Consider the following 17,584-nt stretch of genomic DNA (forward strand, 5'->3'; position numbering starts at 1 on the left):
TAATGTATATACATAATCGGGCAAGGAGCCTGGCGATGCAAGCGGATTCTGAAAGCCTGTTGTTCGATGCGGCGTGGCTGCCTGCCGGCTGGGCGCGCGATGTGCGGCTGATCCTGGCCGATGGCCGCATTGTCGCCATCGAACCCGATGCGGTGCCACGACCGGGCGAAGAGCGGCACGGCTGGGCGCTGCCCGGCCTGCCCAACCTGCACAGCCATGCGTTCCAGCGCGCGATGGCCGGCCTGGCGGAGCGGCGCGGACCGGGCGCCGACAGTTTCTGGACCTGGCGCGAGGCAATGTACCGCTTTGTCGGCCAGATCACGCCCGATGATCTCTTGGCCATTGCGGCGCAGGCGCAGGTGGAAATGCTGGAGTCCGGTTTCACCCGCGTGGGCGAGTTCCATTACCTGCACCACGATGCGGCCGGGCGCCCCTTTGCCGATCCGGCGCAGATGGGCGCGGCCGTGGTGGCCGCCGCGCAGGAAACCGGCATCGGCCTGACGCTGCTGCCGGTGCTTTATGCGCACAGCGGCTTTGGCGGGCAGGCGCCGGGAGCGGGGCAGGCGCGCTTTATCAACGACGTGGACCAGTTTGCGCGCCTGCTCGACGCCACGCGCCGCCAAGCCGCCGCGCTGCCCGATGCGGTGGTGGGCGTGGCACCACACAGCATGCGCGCGGTGGCGCCCGCCCAGCTGGCGCAAGTGCCCGCCCTGGCGCACGGTGCGCCGATCCACATTCACATTGCCGAGCAAGTCAAGGAAGTGGAGGACTGCCTGGCGTGGAGCGGGCAGCGCCCGGTGGAATGGCTGCTCGACCATGCAGCGGTCGATGCCCAATGGTGCCTGGTCCACGCCACCCACATGACGCCGGCCGAAACGCTGGCCCTGGCGTCCAGCGGCGCCGTGGCGGGGCTATGCCCGATTACCGAGGCGAACCTGGGCGACGGCCTGTTTCCGGCCGGCGCCTTCCTGGCCGCAGGCGGGCGCATCGGCGTGGGCAGCGATTCCAACGTGCGGATCGATGCGGCCGAGGAACTGCGCCTGCTGGAATATGGCCAGCGCCTGGCTCGTCGCGGGCGTGCCGTGCTGGCGTCAGGCCCGGGCGCAAGCACCGGTGAAACGCTCTTGGGCGCGAGCCTGGCGGGCGGCGCACAGGCGTTGGGCCAGGCTGCATCCTCCGCGCTGGCCGTGGGGCAAGTGGCCGATCTGGTCAGCCTCGATCCTGCGCATCCGGCGCTGGCGGGCCACGGCCCGGCGAGCGCGATCGACGCCTGGATCTTTGCCGGTGGCACTGCCGCGATCGACGGGGTGTGGCGCGGCGGCCGGCACGTGGTGCGGGACGGCCGCCATCATGCGCGCGATGCCATTGCCGCGCGTTATCGCGCGACGATCGCCGATCTAATGGCGCGATAGCACCCCGCCCGAGAGCGCCAGCAGCACAAAGGCGAACAGGAACCACAGCAGCCAACCGGGCGAACGTTGCCGATCCATGGGCGGTCAGGGGCGCATCGACGGCTGTGGGGCCGGACCACAATCGGATAGGAATACCTGGCAATATTCGCGCGGCACCGGCAGGGCGAGCGCCATCGGCATGGCCGCCAGGCCATAGGCGAGTGCGATGGCCACCGCGGGATAGAGCCGCCGCGCCGGCCAACCGCGCTCGTGCCACGCAGCGGCGAGCAGGGCATGGCCCACGACCAGCGGCAGGAAATAGTGGTACGTGTACATGACGCGCTGCCCGTCGAGCCAGACCAGGCTGCCCATCGCCAAGACCCAGCCGCATAATAGCGCCACCGTCGCCGGCGCGGCGCGACGGGCCAGCAGATTGCCAAGCGCCAGGATCACGCCGGCCAGCGCCATGATCCAGCCCGGCATATTGGGCACCACGCCGATCGCGCGCAGGCTGTTGCCGCGCGCATCCCAGCGATAGGTGGTGGCGCCCATGCCCAGCAGCCATTGCCAGGGATGGGTGGCGTTGGCGTCGCGGCGCGCCATGCCGGCCAAGTCATCGCGCATGAACGCGGCGTAATCCGTGCCATAGGTGATGATCGCGCGCGGTGCGGGCAGCGTGGCATAGGTGATGCTGGCATGGCGCGCGTCGATCGCTCCGGCGGGCGTGCCCTTGTCGGGCGGAAGGGGTGCGATCGCCAGCATCGTGGCCAGGGTCAGCGCCAGCACGGCCAAAGCCGCCGTCACGCCCGCCACGAGCCGCGCGCCTGCCATGCCAAGGCTTTGTTTGGGGCAAAACGCCAGGAACAGGCCCAGCGGGGCCAGGGCCAGGGCATTGGCCCGCACCAGCGCCGCCGCCATCAGCAACCCGCCAAAGCCGGCGCTCCACCCGGCGCTGGCGCCCGGTGCCAGCCCGCGTACCAGGCACAGCAGCGCGGCCAGGAAGAGCGGCAGTTGCAAGCCATCGAGCTGCGCCGCGCGGGTTTGCGCCACGATGGCCGGGTCGCCGGCAAAGACCAGCGCGAGGGCAAGCGACAGGCCCGTGTGGCCCGTGAGCGCTGCCAGCAGCAGGAACAGCAGCCCCGCGGCGAGAACGGCGCCCGCTGCGCTGGCCAGGCGCGACCCGGCATAGTCGAACGGATCGGGCATCATCTCTGCCCGCGCGCTGCGGGTGGCGGCGATGATCCGCCATTCGGCTTGGGCATTGCCGCCTGCCAGCCAGTCTCCACCGGCCGGTAGCATCAGCCCGAGCGGAGGATGCGAAGCGAACTGGATGCGCCCCTCGTGCAGGCGCGCGATGGCGGGCAGGTAATAGGCTTCGTCCCAGATCGGCGCGCGCACGGCGCCGAGGCGCGGCAGAAGCAGCGCGGCCGCCACCCCCAGCACGGCCACCAGGGCAATCGTGCGCGCGCGATCCATGGCGATCACTCGGTTGGCTTACTGGGCGATGCCGATCACCACCGACCCGGTATAGCCGGCCGAGACGCTGCCGGTGAGCGACGGAGTCATTTGCGCCAACTGGGCCGAGGTGTTGTCGCCGAACACGTTGTCGCTCGACAGCGAGATGGCGGCATAGTTGGCAATGCTCGCGCTATAGAGCGAACTGCCGTTGAACACGACGGTGTTGACCGCGGCGGGCATGGCCATCTGCGAAATCAGGGAGGCGGTCTTGCCGGTGCTGCTGCTGGTGAGCCCGTCGAGGAACACTTCGAAATGGATGTGTGGCCAGCGCCCGGAATAGCAGGCCGGGTAGATCGTGGTGAACGTCACTTCCCCGTTCGAATCGGTAACCTGCACCCCGCGCAGGTAGCTTTCGGTGGTGACGCCGCTGGAATAGAGCGAATAGAGGCCGGCCGCGTTGCAATGCCAGACATAGATCGCCGCGCCGGAAATGGCGGCGCAGGCGTTGTTCACGTCAACCAGCTTGAGCGTGATGGTGAGCATCACGCCCTGGGCGGTGGTAGTGGAGGAAATGAAGCTGGAGCGGATGTCGCTGCGCACGATACCGCTTTGCGTGAGCACGTTGGATGTCGATCCGCTCGACGTGTTGGTGCCGTCGGCCGGATAGGGGCCGTTGGTTTCGGTGGGATCGGCAATGCAGGTATCGGTGCTGGTGCTCGAACTGCTGCTGCTGGACGAAGACGACGTGCTCGAACTGCTCGACGCGGTGGAGGAAGAGGACGAGGAACTGGACGAGGAGGACGACGATGACGAGCCGTCCCCATCGCCACAGGCGGCCAGCAAGGACGTGGTGGCAGCCGAACCCAGCAGGGCCAGGGCCCGGCGCCGGCCCATCAGGCGGGCCATGACCACCAGGTCTTCGTGCAGGCCATGGCCGTGGGCCGGGCCGGCGGTGTCGTCATGCGGGGGGTGATCGTGTGCCATTGACAAGAAATCCGGTGAACTGCGCCGGGCGTCTGTCGCAGCCGGCTGGGATGCTCACCGTGGAAAAGGATTGTAACGGCGGAATTTCAGGCAGATTTCGGAAGACTTGCAGTTTGGCTGGTGACGCTGGGCACGAACAGATAGCCTTCGTTGCGCATCGTGCGAATGATGTCGGCACCGCCTTCGCCCTCGGCCAGCTTGCGGCGCAGGCGGCTGAGTTGCACGTCGATCGCGCGGTCGAACTGTTCGCTTTCGGTCCCGCGGGACCAGTCGAGCAACTGGTCGCGGCTGAGCACGCGGCGGGGGTGTTCGGCAAAGGCGCGCAGCAGGCGGAATTCGCCATCGGTCAGGGCGATCAGGCGCCCTGCCGGATCGTGCAGCAGCCGCTGCCCCAAGTCGAGCCGCCAGCCGGCAAAGCACAGGCACGGCCCGGTGCCATCGGATGCCGCGGCCGGGGCCGCCGGCGCATCGTTGGCCGCCGCGGCAGCGGGGCGGCGCAGCACGGCGCGGATGCGGGCCAGCAATTCGCGCGGGTTGCACGGCTTGGCCAGGTAATCGGCCGCGCCCATTTCCAGGCCGACGATGCGATCGACATCGCTGCCCACGGCGCTGAGCATGATCACCGGCGGTGCATCGGCGCCCAGCTGGCGCAGCGCGGAAAGGCCGTCTTCGCGCGGCATCATCACGTCGAGCACGATGAGATCGAAGGTCTCGCGCGCCATCTGGTCGCGCATGTCGGCCGGATCGGCTGCCGTCGCGATGGAAAAGCCGTGCTTTTCCAGAAATTCGCCGATCAGCGTGCGGATACCTTCGTCATCATCAACGATCAGGATGCGCGTCGCAAAGTCCATGGGCTTGATGTCTAGTAGCATTACGCGGCCATAGAAAGCCTTCGTAGCCGGTGAATTTCACCGATTTCGACCAGTTGCGGCCCATTGCAACGCGCTGCAATCCGCGTGCAATCCGCGTGAAATTCGCCGGCAACAGCCCCCGCCCAGACCATGGTGATGCGACATCGAATCACACCATGGCCGCGCCGCAGGGCGTGGGCACTGGCTGGCCCCCTGCTGCCGGCCATGCTGGCGCTGCCCCAGGCAGCGCGCGCCGATGTTTTCGAGATCACCGCGGGCGGCACGATGAGGGCACGCAGCGGTGCAGGGGCCGTTCACTGGGCTGGAGTCGATGTCGCAGCCGCCCAGCCCAGTGACGGCCCCGAACAAATTGACGGTGCCGTGCCTTTCGGGTCGCAAGCCGAAGCATTGACGGTTCCGGGCAATGCACTCTCGCCGCTGGCATGGCGCGAGCACCTGGCGGCAGCGGCACAGGCAGCAGCGATCAGCCCCGCCTTGCTGGAGGCGCTGGTGTGGCAGGAAAGCCGCTGGCACCCGCAGGCGGTCTCTTCGGCCGGGGCCGTGGGCCTGGGCCAGTTGATGCCCGGCACCGCGCGCACGCTGGGCGTGAACCCGCGCGATCCGGTGGCCAACCTGCGCGCTAGCGCGCGGTATCTGAAAGCCCTGCTGGATCGCTTTGGCGGGAACATCGAATGGGCACTGGCGGCCTACAACGCCGGGCCAGAGCGCGTGGCCCGCGCCGGCGGCGTGCCGGCGATTGCCGAAACCCGCGCCTATGTGCGCGCCGTGATGGCGCGCCTGAACGCCAATCTTGCCGGAGTTTCCCGATGAACGTCCTGTCTCAACGTCTTGTCCTTGCCGCGCTGCCCTGGTCCGTGCTGGCCACCCCCGCCCATGCGGCGGGCAGCGGCGGGCCGGCCGGCTCCGGCCCGATCGTGTCGGCGCTGGGCTGGCTGCGCGATACCTTGCTGGGCCAGGTCGCGACCACCGTGGCGGTGATTGCCGTGGCCATGGTGGGCTTCATGATGCTGACAGGCCGGCTGAACTGGCGCTTTGGCGCCACGGTGATCGTCGGCTGCTTCATCCTGTTCGGTTCGGCAGCGATCGTGGCGGGCATCCAGTCTGCCGCAGGCGCGGCGGGCTGAGCGCGATGGCCGGCCTCGCCCAGGCACCGGTGTTCCGCGCGCTCACTCGTCCGCAGATGTTTGCCGGGGTGACATTTTCGTTCTTCGTCATCAACATGGCGGTGACGACCGAGGCCTTCCTGATCACCCACAGCTTCCTGTCGTTGCCCATCGCGCTGGTGGTGCATGGCCTGGGCTATATGGCGGCGCTGCGCGAACCGCGCGTGTTCGACCTGTGGCTCGTGCGCGTCAGCCGCTGCCCCCGCGTGCGCAACTGGCGCCGCTGGGGCTGCAACAGTTACGCGCCATGACTGGGCGTTGGAAAGGCCCGGCCGCCTGGGCACGGCGCGAGGCGCGGGCCGGCGACCGGCTGCCTTATGCCCATCATCTGGACGACGCCACGCTGGCCTTGCGTGATGGCAGCCTGATGCGCGTGATCCGTGTGGACGGGCTGCCGTTCGAGACCGAAGACGCCGCGCAGCTCGACCATATGCTGGCCGTGCGCGAAACGATGCTGCGCAGCGTGCTCGACGCGCGTTTCGTGGTCTATCACCATGTCGTGCGGCGGCGCGTGGCGGCCGGGCTTGACGCGGCCTTTCCCGATACCTTTTCGGCGGCGGTCGATGCGGCGTGGGGCGCGCGGCTGGCGGCCACGCCGCTGTTCGTGAACGAGCAGTTCCTGACCCTGGTGCGCCGCCCGGCGCGCGGCAAGGCCGGCTGGCTGGAGCGGCTGGGGCGCAAGACGCGCGGCAGCACGGCCGATGCGCCACGCGCCCTGCGCGATCTGGAAAGCGCGAGTGCGGCGCTGCTTGGCGCGCTGGGTGGCTATGGCGCGCGGGCCTTGGGCACGGTGGTGCAGGGCGGGGCGCGCTGGTCGGAACCGCTGGCGCTGCTGTCCGCGCTCTATAACGGTGAATGGCGCGGGGTGGCGCTGCCCGATGGGCCAACCGACCTGGGCCATCACATCCCTTATTCCCGCGTGTCATTCGGGTTGGAGGCGATTGAGACGCGGCGGCCGCGCAAGCGCGATGACAAAAAGTGGGAACCGATTTTTGTCGATAAATCGCGCGACCACAAAGATCCAGGCCGCGATTTTGCCGCGATGATCAGCCTCAAGGACTATCCCGACACCACCCGCGCCGGCATGGTCGATGCGCTGCTGCGCCTGCCATGCGAATTGGTGCTGACCGAAACCTTTGCCCCGGCCGACCGCCAGATCGCGCGCGAGAGGATCGACCTGGCGCTGCGCCGGCTGAAATCGGCCGACGAGGAAGCCATGGCCGAGCGCGCGCAGATGCACGCCGCGCGCGATGCGCTGGGTGCGGGCGCGGCCGGTTTTGGCGATCATCACCTCACGGTCATGGTGCGCGAGGGCAGCCTGGCCGCGCTGGAAGGCGCGAGTGCGGCGGCGATCAATGCGCTGGCAGACCTCGGCGCGATTGCCGTGCGCGAGGACGTGAACCTGGAGCCGGCATTCTGGGCGCAGTTTCCCGGCAACGAACACTATGCCGTGCGCCGCGCGCTGATCTCCACGGCCAACGCCGCCGGGTTCCTCTCGCTCCACGGCTTTCCCCTGGGGCAGGCACAGGGGAACCATTGGGGCCAGGCGATCACGGTGTTTGAAACCACCAGCGCCACGCCGTTCTTCTTCAATTTCCATCGCGCCGACCTGGGCAATTTCACGGTGATCGGGCCATCCGGCTCGGGCAAGACGGTGGTGCTCAATTTCCTGGCGTCGCAGGCGCAGAAGGTGGCGCCGCGCATGGTGTTCTTCGACAAGGACCGCGGCGCGGAAATCTTTTTGCGTGCGATGGGCGCGCACTATGCCCGGCTTATTCCGGGCGAACCGACCGGGTTCAATCCGCTCGCCCTGGCCGACAGCGCGGCCAACCGTGCGTTTCAGCGCGATCTGGTGGCCTGCTTGGTCCAGGCGGAAACCGCGGCGGAGCGGGCGCGCATTGCCGATGCCATCGATGCCCTGCACGAAGGGCCACCGCACTTGCGCCGCTTGCGCTTTCTGGCCGATCACCTTGCGGGGCAGGCGCGTCCCGATCCGGGCGACCTGGCCAGCCGCCTGGCGCCGTGGGTGCACGATGGCCCGCACGCCTGGCTGTTCGACAACGCGCACGACCGGTTGGATATTTCCGCGCGCACGCTGGGCTTTGACATGACGCGGCTGCTGGACCTGCCGCTGCTGCGCACCCCGGCGATGATGTACCTGTTCCACCGCGTGGAAGAGCGGCTGGACGGCACGCCAACGATGCTGCTGATCGACGAAGGGTGGAAAGCACTGGACGACGATGTCTTTGCCGCGCGCATCCGCGACTGGCTGAAGACCCTGCGCAAGCGCAACGCCATCGTCGGCTTTGCCACGCAAAGCGCGCGCGATGCGCTCGACAGCCGGATTGCCAGCGCGCTGGTGGAACAGACCGCCACGATGATCTTCACCCCCAATTCGCGCGCGCGGTGGGAGGACTATGGCGAGGGCTTCGGCCTTTCCGCGCACGAGGTGGACCTCATCCGCGCGCTGCCGGCGCAAAGCCGCTGCTTCCTGGTGCGCCATGCCAACACTTCGGTGCTGGCGCGGCTGGACCTGGCGGGCAGCCCGGAAGTGCTCACCGTGCTGTCTGGCCGGGAAGCGAGTGTGCGCCGGCTCGACTCGCTGCGGGCCGAACTGGGCGACGATCCCGCCTTGTGGCTGCCCGCGTTAACCGGCGTGGCGTGGCCGGGCCTGGTGCCTTCCGCGCTGGCGGAGGCGGCGGAATGATCTGCCCGGCGATCTCGGTGGCCGATGGCAGCACCATCGCTTCGGCGCTCGATGCGGTGGATTGCCTGTCGGGCCAGGCCACCGCGCAGGCCTTTGCCCGCCTGTTCGGCAGCCATGGCGGGCTGACCATGGCGCTGACCATCGGGCTCACGATCTATGTCGCGCTGATCGCGATCGGGCTGGTCACCGGGCGGGTCACGCTGGGCCTCGCCAGCCTGAGCCCGCGGGTGATGACATTGGGCCTGGCGCTGACCTTTGCCACATCGTGGATGGCGTACCAGAACGTGGTGTGGGGCCTGCTTTCGGGCGGGCCCGACCAGGTGGCGAGCATGGTGCTGGGCATCCGCGGCAGCGCGGCCCATGCCTTTGCCCAGCATCTCGACACGCTGTTCAACGCGGTAAGCGATGCGGCCGAACGTGCCCATGCCGCGCAGGGCGATGCCAAGGGCACCACGCCTGGCGACATGCTGTCTTACGCCGCCATGCTGCTGTTGCTGGGCACCGTGGGCGTGCTGGTCACCAGCCGCATCGCGCTGGCCGCGCTGCTTGCCGTGGGGCCGGTGTTCCTGATCCTGGCGCTGTTTTCGGGTACGCGTGGGCTGTTCGAAGGCTGGGTGAAAGGGGCGGTGCTGTTTGCCCTGGTGCCGCTGTTCACTGTGCTGATCGGCGCGGGCGCGCTGGCGCTGGCCGATCCGGTGGTGGCCGATCTGGGCGCGGGCGAGGTGGACATGCGCAGCGCCACGGCAGTGTTCCTGGTGGCGGCGGTGCATTGCGCGCTGATGGCCATGGTCTTGAAAGTGGCGACCACGCTGGTGGCCGGCTGGCGGATCGACGCCCTCATCGCGCCGTGGCTGGGTGGCGCGGGCGATCCTGTCCGCGCGCCAGGTTCCTATCCCACCATGGCGCCAGCGGTGGTGCCAGGGCAGGCTGGGCAGCCCGCTGGTGGCACGACGGGGAGCACGCCACCCCGCGATCCGCGCATTCATGCCATTGTTGCGGCCATGGCCCCGCCCGCCATGCCAGCGCCGGCCGCCATGCCGGGCGTATCGGTTGCTGGCCCGTCCCTTGCCCGCGCGATGCCGCCATCGACGGCAACGACATCCGCGCCGGGCGTCAGCCGCGCACAAAGCCTGGGCCGCAGCCTGGGCGCGCCGGAGAACACATGATGACCGCCAAGGCTTTCCTGTCCTCCCTCGTCACGCTGGTGCTCGCACTGGCGCCGGGCGAGGCGCGCGCTGCGGATGCGCGCGTCCAGCACCTGGCGTTTCATGAAAACCAGGTGATCGCCATCGCCGCACGCCCAGGCTATGAAGCGACGATCGCCTTTGCCGATGGCGAGCAGGTGGAGAACATCGCGATCGGCAGTTCGGCGATGTGGCAGATCACCCCCAATCGCCGGGCCGACCGCGTGTTCGTCAAGCCCACCAGCGCGCGCGCCGTGGCCACCAACATGACCGTGATCACCGATCGGCACACCTACCTGTTCGCCCTGCGTGTGGGGCTGGCAGGAGAGCCGCTGTTCCTGCTGCGCTTTTCCTATCCCGATGATCCGCCGCCACAGCCCCCGGCCACGCCCGAAGCGGCGCTGACCACCGCTGCGACCGATGCCGGAATGGTGGCGGCGCCCAATCCCGCCCTCGATCCGGCCACGCTGCATTTCGGCTGGACCATGCGCGGCGCGCGCGCGCTCATGCCCGATCGCGTGTTCGATGATGGCCACGCGGTCTACCTTGCCTGGCCCAAGGGGCGCGATCTGCCGGCCGTGCTGGCGCCCGCGCCAGCCGGCGTAACCGTTGGCGATGGTGCCAAGGCCCGGCGGCAGGCCGAAGGGCCGGTCAACTATGCCAGCCAGGGCGATTACCTGGTGATCGACGGGCGCCATGCCAGGCTGGTGCTGCGTTCGGGCAAGGATGTGGCCTGGCTGGAACGCGATGCGCCCATGGCCGAAGTGCCCACGCCGCCGCTCGCCATGGCAAGCGGGCCGGCACAACCGCAAGGTTTGGCGAAATGACCGACGACTTCACCGATCCGCGTGCCGACATGACGCAAGACAGCCTTGCCGAAGCCAGCCGCAACGCTTTTCCCGTGGTGGCCGGCAGCACGCTGGGCAAGGATCGCGGGGGCATGATGGCCGGCGTGGCGATTGCCCTGGCACTGGGCGGCCTTACCTTCTTCACCATGCACGGCCGCAGCGAGAATGCCCCGCCGCTTGCTCCGCCGGCATCGAGCCCGACGCCGCTGCCGGCGCTGTCCTCGCCGATCGCGCCCGCCCCGGCTTCGACCACGGCGGTTGCCACCCCGCCGCCGCCCACCCCCGCGCAGCAGGCCGTGCTCGATCGCATGCCGGCAGGCCAGATGGCCGATCCCGGCGCTGCGCCGGTCATGGTCTATGATACGTCGGCCGCCGAAGCGCCCGTGCGGACTGCTGCCACACCTGTTGCGCCCGGCGGGCCAGCCACGCCCCAGCAAAACCTGACGGAGAACGAAGCGTTTGGCACGCGCGTGGGCAATGCCGGGGTGGAAACCGCCAGTGCCACGCGCATCGCCGATCTGTCCAACACCGTCACCCAGGGCACGCTGATCCCGGCGATCCTGGAAACCGCGATCGACAGCGATCTGCCCGGCTATGTGCGCGCGGTGGTAAGCCAGGATGTGAAAAGCTTTGACGGGCGGCGCGTGCTGATCCCGCGGTCCTCGCGCCTGATCGGGCAATACAAGAGCGGCCTGGCTGCCGGGCAGACCCGCGCCTATGTCATGTGGACGCGGCTGATCCGGCCCGATGGCGTGACGGTGGCGCTGGCCTCGCCCGGCGTGGAATTCAACGGCCAGTCGGGCTTTTCGGGCAAAGTGGACAACCATTTCTTCAAGCGCTTTGGCGCGGCATCGATGCTTTCTGTGATCGGCGGGTTGGGCGCGCTTGCGGGGGGCAGCGCCAGCGTGCTGATTGCCAACAGCGGCAGCAGTGCGGCTTCGGTCGCGGCGCAGCGCGATGCGCAGATCCCGCCCACGGTGCATGTGGCGCAAGGCCAGCCGATCCGCGTGTTTACCGCGCGCGACCTGGATTTTGCCCCGGTGGCGCGGTGAGGGGGGCGCGGTGATTGCCGATCCCGTCCTGGCTGCGGCGCTGGCGCCGCTCCAGCCCTTTCTGGCGCGGCCCGATGTTTGCGAAGTGATGGTCAACCGGCCGGGGCAAGTGTGGGTGGAAGCGGCCGGCGCGCCACAGATGGAATGCCATGACGTGCCTGCGTTGGATGAGCGCGCGCTGCGCCGCCTGGCCGAGCAGGTCGCGCGGATCAGCCACCAGGGGGTCAATCGCGCGCAGCCGCTGCTGGGGGCGACATTGCCCGATGGCGCGCGCATCCAGTTCGTCGGGCCGCCTGCCACCCGTACAGGATGGGCCATGGCCATCCGCCGCCACCGCGTGGTGGACCTGCCACTGTCGGCCTGGGCGCCCCAAGGGCCGCTGGCTTTGCCGCCATTGCCCGAAACGGACGGCATGGCCGAAGATCCGCTGGGTTGGCTGGCGCAGGCAGTGGCCGCGCGGTGCACCGTGCTGATCGCTGGCGGCACGTCGAGCGGCAAGACCACTTTCCTCAATGCCCTGCTGGCGCAAGTGCCGCGCGGCGATCGCGTGCTCGCGGTGGAAGACACGCCGGAAATTCGCCTGGCGCAGCCCAATGCCCTGGGCCTGGTGGCGGTGCGCGGGGAGCTTGGCGAAGTGCAGGTGGATACCGATGCGCTGCTGCGCGCCGCGCTGCGCCTGCGCCCCGATCGCATCGTACTGGGTGAGTTGCGCGGGGCCGAGGCCATCACCTTCCTGCGCGCGATCAACACCGGCCACCCGGGCTCGTTCACCACGATTCACGCCAACAGCTGTACCGGTGCGCTGGAGCAACTGGCCTTGCTGGTGATGCAGGCGGGCCTGGGCCTCGCCCGGCGGGAAACCTTGCACTATGCAGCGCAAGTGATCGATGTTGTGGTGCACCTGGGCCGCCAGGATGGGCGGCGGGCGATTACGGGCATGGCCCTGGCGCGCGATCTGGTGGCGGGGATGGCATGATGGCGCGGCGTAAAGCAGCACAGGCAGCAAGGACGAGACAATGAAGCTTCCCCTGATCGCCCCCGCCGTCCGCCCGCGCGCCGGCTTGCCGCTGGGCATGCAGCTTATGGCCCTGCTGGTCTGCGCGCTGGTGGCGGCGCAGGCGGTCACGCTGGGGCTGACCGTGCTTTTCCCGCCCAGCCCGCAATCGCGCTGGTCGATCGACGAAGTGGCGCAGGGGCTGTCTGGCGCGGCGCTTTCCACCCGGCTCGAACGCGCGCAACTGGCCGGCCCGCCCGATATCGGCGGTGCCGGCTGGCTGGTGGCGCCGGCCGCGCGCGATGCCCTGGCCGCGCGTCTGCACCGCCGTGGCGAGGATGTGGTGCTGGCATTCTATACGCAGTTGCCGGTGGGCGGGATCGCGGTCCCCGCCGCGCGCCCGGCTGCACTGGCGCGGCAGGACAACGGGCCGCTCGGCTGGATGGTGGGCACGGCCCGCGCCCAGGGCATGCCTGGCGGCGGTGGCCCTCCTGGCGGGGGCTTTCCGGGCGGCCCGCAAGGTGGCATGCCGGGCGGCGGATTTCCCGGCGGCGGGATGCCCAAGGGCCCCGCTGCCGGCATGCCGGGTGGCCGGGCGCCGACAGCATCGGTCCCGGCACCATCGAGTGGCGCCCGGACCCCGGCGGCGCCCCCGGCCGGCCCCGCGCCGGCCACTGCCGTCAACGGCGCGCCGATTGCCTTGCCCACCGGCATGCCGGCCCCGCTGCTCATTCCCGCGCCCGTGCCGCAAGTGCCCCCCGGGATTGGCGGCGCCCCGGTCCGCCCACGCGCACCGGCCGTGCGTCCGGCCGAACCGGCCAGCGCCAACACCGTGGCCAGCGTGCCCGAACCGGCGCCCGGCCCGGCCACGTCGACGGGGCCGGGCGCCATCGCGCCGCCCGTGGACCAGCCCAAGCCGGCTGCCAGGCCTGCGACCGCCGCCACGGCCGCGCGGCCGCAACCGATTCCGTTTCGCCAGCCGGGGCAGGGTGGCTGGCTCGCGCTGACCACGCCGCCGTTCATCGAAGGGGATTTCGTGGCTGGCGTGCGCGGCGCCGATGGCCGCTGGACGGTGGTTGCGCCGCGAGCGGAACCCTTTCCCAACCGCTGGCAGCGGCAGGTGGCGCTGTGGTTCCTGTTGTCCTTGGCGATCGTCAGCCCGCTGGCCTGGCTCTTTGCCCAGCGGATTGTCCGCCCGCTGGAAGGCTTTGCCCACGCCGCCGAAACACTGGGCCGCGATCCGGCGGCCACGATCCTGCCGCTGTCCGGCCCGGCCGAGATCGGCCGCGCGGCCCACGCCTTCAACCAGATGCGCAACCGCCTGCGCGCCTTCGTGGATGATCGCACCGCGATGGTCGGGGCGATCAGCCACGATCTGCGCACGCCGCTGACGCGGTTGCGCTTTCGCCTGGAAAACGTGCCCGATGACCAGCGCGAGGGCCTGCTCAAGGAAGTGATGGAGATGGAGGCGATGATCAGCCAGGTCATCGCCTTCATCCGCGATGCTTCCACCCCCGGGCCGCGCCGCGTGGTCGACCTGGGGCAACTGGTGGCAGCCAGCGTGGAAGATGCCCGGCTGGTGGGCGGCGCCGTTTCGGCAGAACCGGCCGCGCCCCTGGCCGTGGAAGTGGACCCGGTGCAAATCCGCCGCCTGCTCGACAACTTGCTGGAAAACGCGATCAAGTACGGGCAAAGCGCCAAGGTGAGAGTGCGGGCGGAAGAAGACGAGGTCGTGGCCGAGATCGTCGACGCTGGCCCGGGCATTCCCGAGGAGGACCGCGAGCACGTGTTCGAGCCGTTCTATCGCAGCGAGGCGGCGCGCCGTTCGGGCAAGCCGGGCAGCGGGTTGGGCCTGGCGGTGTGCCGTTCCATCGCCCGCGCCCATGGCGGCGAGATCCGCTTTGCCCAGAGTGCGGAAGGCTTTGTCACGCAAGTGCGCGTGCCGCGCCTGTTTGGTGAAAGCGCGCGCCTGGCAGCATGAGGCGCGCGGCCCTTCTGATCGCGGCCTGCGGCTGTGCGCAAGCGCTGGGAGCCGGCGCGGCGCGGGCTGACGAGAGCACGGCGCAAGCGGCAGCGCCAGCCGCTGCTGGCGCGAACGCCGGGTTGGACCAGTGGATGGTGGCACTGTCTGGCGGCGTCACGCGCCCCGATGGCGGCGTGGCGGCACCGTTTGCCCAGGCCGGGCTGACCCGGCGGCTGGGCCAAGGCTATGTGCGGCTGGCGGGCACCGCCTATCGCAGCGCGCAGGCCCAGGTTTCGCCCTATCCACCCAGCACCTATCGCGTGGCCAGCCTGGCCGGCGGGGGCACGTTCGACGGGTGGATCGTGGAACTGCAGGGCACACTGGGGCGCCAGCGTCAGGGCCGCGCGACTGGCCCAGCAGGCCTGGCACGCATGCGTGCCGCGCTGCCGACCACCACATTGTTCGGGTTGAGCGGTTCGGTGGGCCGTAACCTGGCGCTGCACCGGGGATGGCTGCTGACGCCAACGCTTTCGGCCGGTTTCGTGCAATCGCGCCTGGCCACCGGCGTCAACGGCGCCACGCAGGCCATGCCGGCGTGGTCGGGCGCATTGCATCTGCGCCTCGATCGCACGATCAAGGGCCCGTTCGAGCGCAGCGTGGGGGCGTTCGTCTCTGGCCGGTGGACCAGCAATGCCGCAGTATCGCTGCAGCCGATGGGGCAAGGCGGCGTGGCTGGCGGGGGCGAGGGTGCCGGGCCGGGCGGGGTTGGCACTGGCGGCAGCGTGGGGCCGGGCGTGGGCTTGGTTGCAAGCCGGGTGCCCGACACTTGGGTAGAATTGGGCGTGGCCGCCAACATCGGCCTTTCACGCCATCTCTGGCTCGATGCCTTTGCCACGCGCAGCCTGGGCCAGGTGGCGGGGCAAAGCAGCGCGGTGGGACTTGGCCTGCGCCGCACGTTCTGAACGGTTGCTGGGCTGACGATGTTGAGGGTGGCTCCCCTCGTGGGAGACATTTCGAACTATTTCAGATTTCCAACGGTCGAATCCCGTCAATTGGTCGCGCGCTATCGCGCCGCATTTAAGAATGCAGCGTCCTGAAGATAATGATCATATTTTAAATTTGGCGCGCTACACTCTACAAGTGTGGTGCGCCATTTGCATTTTGTTGGGAAGAATCGAACTGTTTCTGCCTTGGGCGTCCGGCAAGGTTGTATTTTAAGCATGACTTGGCACCTGACATTCCAGCGGCAGTTCAAGACGCATGAGCATCCTGTAGCACGGTCCGCTCGAAGCCAAGGAGCCCTGTTGGACGAGAGCGGCAGTTCAGGCCCCTGGCGGAGCTTGTGGCACATCCGTTCCCGAACCGCAGGCAACACGCCTCGTTCGTTCATCCAGTTCACATGTTCAAAGAGCAGGTCCGAGCCCGGATGCGCACGAAACCTGGACCATCTGATCGGACAGGCAGTTCAGAGCCCCTGAGGGTCTGTGGCACATCCGGCCTTTTCATTTGATCCGACATCGTCATGCAACAGCGCGATTCGCGGCGCAAGGGGTAGGGCACTGAAGTGCCGAAAGCGCAGATTTCGGCCCTTTTGGGCCGAATAATGCGCATGTGCCGGATATGGTGCACTGGGTTGGTGGCGCCGAATGAGTGACAGAAGGAATTCTGCGCGTCGGCGGGGTTAAGGATGCTATTCCTCTGATTCTGCCTTCGATCTGCCAAGTAAGCGAACGTACGACTCAGCTCGAATGAACGAAATCTACGCCGGTTGCCTTCGTCGCCGTCTGCTCGATGGCGGGATCGACGCTGCTGTGATCCGGATTGCGCTGCTCGAGCATTTGGTCGAGGCGGGCCCGCATTTTGGGTTCGACGTGACTGGCGTGGGTGAGAATCCAGAACTGCCCCTCGACGATCGCGTCGAACGTCACGCGAGCGACCTCTGCCGGATCCATCGCGTCCGGGGAGTCCAGGACGGACACCTTCTTCCCATCGACCTCGCGGGTACCGGCGATCGCCGTCCGCACGAGTGCCGGGCACAGAACCGAAATTCCCACGCGGCTCTTATCGGCCGACAATTCGCGATAGAGCGTCTCCGACAAGCCGACGATGGCGTGCTTGCTCGCAACATAGGCGGCATTCCCCGGCATGCTCAGCAGCCCGCCTACTGAGGCCGTATTCAAAATATATCCCGATTTACGCGCGCGAAGGCCTGGCAGGAACGTGAGAAGGCCGTTCACGACGCCCCACACGTTGATGTCCATCATACGGCGCCAGTCAGTTTCGCTGGTTTCCCAGGCAAGGGCGATCTTGGCGATGCCGGCATTGTTGCACACGAGCCAGGGTTCGCCGAGTTGATCGATCGTCTCCTGCTCGAGGTGTCGGATCTGCTCGATATCCCGGACGTCGGTCTTCACGGCGATCGCCTTGACCCCGAGGGCTTCGACCTGGGCCTTTGCGTCGAGAAGTGCTTCCTCGCCGATATCCGCGAGTGCGACGTGCATGCCCCGGTTCGCAGCTTCCAGCGCAAGCGCGAGGCCGATGCCGTTAGCGCCGCCGGTGATTACTGCGACACGGCCTTCCAGGTTGTTGGCATTCGACGGCATCACGCACCTCTCAACTTTCAGAACGAGACACTGATAGGCGGCATTTGGCAGCCCGTGAGGTGACGGAAGGTGAGTGCGACGAGGTCACTGTCAGCTATGCTGCGGCAGAACTACCCGACCAGCTTTTCGGTCGCAGCCGATTGTGATCAGCGAGCCGGAACCCTCCGCCTCGCCCGTCAAAGATCAATATGTGAGCTGAGAAGACGCGGATCGCTAACGCCCAGCTCTCCGATTCAGCCTTCTGTTGCTCTCCGAAGCCCATTACGCTGGCTAATACCAAGGTGCAATGATCAGAACCCATTTGCCCATTGGCGCATCCCGATGGACATGATCCGCCATGGCTGATCGACGAGCTTGTTCCATGC

15 protein-coding genes are annotated in these 17,584 nt (G+C 68.4%); 11 read left to right on the forward strand and 4 right to left on the reverse strand.

The window, feature by feature from the left end:
* Nucleotides 1-35: 35 nt before the first annotated feature.
* The gene (locus FHT19_RS17860; RefSeq protein ID WP_169476152.1) at nucleotides 36-1,412 is read left to right on the forward strand and encodes a formimidoylglutamate deiminase; all 1,377 of its coding nucleotides are present in this window, start codon (nucleotides 36-38) and stop codon (nucleotides 1,410-1,412) included.
* Between the two features lie 84 nt (nucleotides 1,413-1,496).
* Here FHT19_RS17860 and FHT19_RS17865 read toward each other — a convergent pair whose 3' ends face one another.
* The 3 genes from FHT19_RS17865 to FHT19_RS17875 form a co-directional block, all read right to left on the reverse strand.
* Nucleotides 1,497-2,867, reverse strand: coding sequence for a phospholipid carrier-dependent glycosyltransferase (locus tag FHT19_RS17865; protein ID WP_169477551.1), 1,371 nt, complete (start codon nucleotides 2,865-2,867; stop codon nucleotides 1,497-1,499).
* A gap of 18 nt (nucleotides 2,868-2,885) precedes the next feature.
* Entirely contained in the window at nucleotides 2,886-3,833 is a 948-nt protein-coding gene (locus FHT19_RS17870; protein ID WP_169476156.1) for an intradiol ring-cleavage dioxygenase, read from the reverse strand.
* 86 nt (nucleotides 3,834-3,919) lie between these two features.
* On the reverse strand, nucleotides 3,920-4,684 hold the full coding sequence (locus FHT19_RS17875; protein WP_169476157.1) for a response regulator: 765 nt from the start codon (nucleotides 4,682-4,684) through the stop codon (nucleotides 3,920-3,922).
* 225 nt (nucleotides 4,685-4,909) lie between these two features.
* Here FHT19_RS17875 and FHT19_RS17880 point away from each other — a divergent pair, with 225 nt between their 5' ends.
* The 10 genes from FHT19_RS17880 to FHT19_RS17925 are packed head-to-tail and all read left to right on the forward strand — an operon-like array spanning nucleotide 4,910 to nucleotide 15,578.
* Nucleotides 4,910-5,515 carry a lytic transglycosylase domain-containing protein gene (locus tag FHT19_RS17880; RefSeq protein ID WP_169476158.1) on the forward strand — a complete coding sequence of 202 codons (606 nt, stop codon included), beginning with the start codon at nucleotides 4,910-4,912 and terminating at the stop codon, nucleotides 5,513-5,515.
* Nucleotides 5,512-5,829 carry a TrbC/VirB2 family protein gene (locus FHT19_RS17885; protein ID WP_169476159.1) on the forward strand — a complete coding sequence of 106 codons (318 nt, stop codon included), beginning with the start codon at nucleotides 5,512-5,514 and terminating at the stop codon, nucleotides 5,827-5,829. The genes FHT19_RS17880 and FHT19_RS17885 overlap by 4 nt, the downstream gene beginning before the upstream one ends.
* Before the next feature lie 5 nt (nucleotides 5,830-5,834).
* Nucleotides 5,835-6,119: a type IV secretion system protein VirB3 gene (locus FHT19_RS17890; protein ID WP_168556976.1), complete on the forward strand. Its 285-nt coding sequence runs from the start codon at nucleotides 5,835-5,837 to the stop codon at nucleotides 6,117-6,119.
* On the forward strand, nucleotides 6,116-8,575 hold the full coding sequence (locus tag FHT19_RS17895; RefSeq protein ID WP_169476160.1) for a VirB4 family type IV secretion/conjugal transfer ATPase: 2,460 nt from the start codon (nucleotides 6,116-6,118) through the stop codon (nucleotides 8,573-8,575). The genes FHT19_RS17890 and FHT19_RS17895 overlap by 4 nt, the downstream gene beginning before the upstream one ends.
* Nucleotides 8,572-9,741, forward strand: coding sequence for a type IV secretion system protein (locus FHT19_RS17900; protein WP_169476161.1), 1,170 nt, complete (start codon nucleotides 8,572-8,574; stop codon nucleotides 9,739-9,741). Before FHT19_RS17895 ends, FHT19_RS17900 begins: the two co-directional genes overlap by 4 nt.
* A complete protein-coding gene (locus FHT19_RS17905) occupies nucleotides 9,738-10,586 on the forward strand; it encodes a TrbG/VirB9 family P-type conjugative transfer protein (protein ID WP_169476162.1) in 849 nt (282 codons plus the stop codon). The genes FHT19_RS17900 and FHT19_RS17905 overlap by 4 nt, the downstream gene beginning before the upstream one ends.
* A complete protein-coding gene (locus FHT19_RS17910) occupies nucleotides 10,583-11,659 on the forward strand; it encodes a TrbI/VirB10 family protein (RefSeq protein ID WP_169476163.1) in 1,077 nt (358 codons plus the stop codon). The genes FHT19_RS17905 and FHT19_RS17910 overlap by 4 nt, the downstream gene beginning before the upstream one ends.
* Nucleotides 11,660-11,669: 10 nt before the next feature.
* Nucleotides 11,670-12,635, forward strand: coding sequence for a P-type DNA transfer ATPase VirB11 (gene virB11 / locus FHT19_RS17915; RefSeq protein WP_248290536.1), 966 nt, complete (start codon nucleotides 11,670-11,672; stop codon nucleotides 12,633-12,635).
* A 40-nt stretch (nucleotides 12,636-12,675) separates the two neighbouring features.
* Nucleotides 12,676-14,634 (forward strand): ATP-binding protein, encoded by a 1,959-nt coding sequence (locus tag FHT19_RS24660; RefSeq protein ID WP_282436291.1) that lies wholly within the window; start codon nucleotides 12,676-12,678, stop codon nucleotides 14,632-14,634.
* Entirely contained in the window at nucleotides 14,631-15,578 is a 948-nt protein-coding gene (locus FHT19_RS17925) for a hypothetical protein (protein ID WP_169476165.1), read from the forward strand. The genes FHT19_RS24660 and FHT19_RS17925 overlap by 4 nt, the downstream gene beginning before the upstream one ends.
* A 777-nt stretch (nucleotides 15,579-16,355) precedes the next feature.
* Here the strand turns inward: FHT19_RS17925 and FHT19_RS17930 are convergent.
* The gene (locus FHT19_RS17930) at nucleotides 16,356-17,219 is read right to left on the reverse strand and encodes an SDR family NAD(P)-dependent oxidoreductase (protein WP_168556983.1); all 864 of its coding nucleotides are present in this window, start codon (nucleotides 17,217-17,219) and stop codon (nucleotides 16,356-16,358) included.
* Between the last annotated feature and the right edge of the window lie 365 nt (nucleotides 17,220-17,584).

Source organism: Novosphingobium sp. SG919, assembly GCF_012932495.1.
Lineage (GTDB): Bacteria > Pseudomonadota > Alphaproteobacteria > Sphingomonadales > Sphingomonadaceae > Novosphingobium > Novosphingobium rhizosphaerae.

Excerpts from the sequence above, each read along its gene's own strand:
- FHT19_RS17860 (WP_169476152.1), top strand. The coding sequence starts at position 36 with ATGCAAGCGGATTCTGAAAGCCTGTTGTTCGATGCGGCGTGGCTGCCT.
- FHT19_RS17865 (WP_169477551.1), bottom strand. The coding sequence starts at position 2,867 with ATGGATCGCGCGCGCACGATTGCCCTGGTGGCCGTGCTGGGGGTGGCG.
- FHT19_RS17870 (WP_169476156.1), bottom strand. The coding sequence starts at position 3,833 with ATGGCACACGATCACCCCCCGCATGACGACACCGCCGGCCCGGCCCAC.
- FHT19_RS17875 (WP_169476157.1), bottom strand. The coding sequence starts at position 4,684 with ATGGACTTTGCGACGCGCATCCTGATCGTTGATGATGACGAAGGTATC.
- FHT19_RS17880 (WP_169476158.1), top strand. The coding sequence starts at position 4,910 with ATGCTGGCGCTGCCCCAGGCAGCGCGCGCCGATGTTTTCGAGATCACC.
- FHT19_RS17885 (WP_169476159.1), top strand. The coding sequence starts at position 5,512 with ATGAACGTCCTGTCTCAACGTCTTGTCCTTGCCGCGCTGCCCTGGTCC.
- FHT19_RS17890 (WP_168556976.1), top strand. The coding sequence starts at position 5,835 with ATGGCCGGCCTCGCCCAGGCACCGGTGTTCCGCGCGCTCACTCGTCCG.
- FHT19_RS17895 (WP_169476160.1), top strand. The coding sequence starts at position 6,116 with ATGACTGGGCGTTGGAAAGGCCCGGCCGCCTGGGCACGGCGCGAGGCG.
- FHT19_RS17900 (WP_169476161.1), top strand. The coding sequence starts at position 8,572 with ATGATCTGCCCGGCGATCTCGGTGGCCGATGGCAGCACCATCGCTTCG.
- FHT19_RS17905 (WP_169476162.1), top strand. The coding sequence starts at position 9,738 with ATGATGACCGCCAAGGCTTTCCTGTCCTCCCTCGTCACGCTGGTGCTC.
- FHT19_RS17910 (WP_169476163.1), top strand. The coding sequence starts at position 10,583 with ATGACCGACGACTTCACCGATCCGCGTGCCGACATGACGCAAGACAGC.
- FHT19_RS24660 (WP_282436291.1), top strand. The coding sequence starts at position 12,676 with ATGAAGCTTCCCCTGATCGCCCCCGCCGTCCGCCCGCGCGCCGGCTTG.
- FHT19_RS17925 (WP_169476165.1), top strand. The coding sequence starts at position 14,631 with ATGAGGCGCGCGGCCCTTCTGATCGCGGCCTGCGGCTGTGCGCAAGCG.
- FHT19_RS17930 (WP_168556983.1), bottom strand. The coding sequence starts at position 17,219 with ATGCCGTCGAATGCCAACAACCTGGAAGGCCGTGTCGCAGTAATCACC.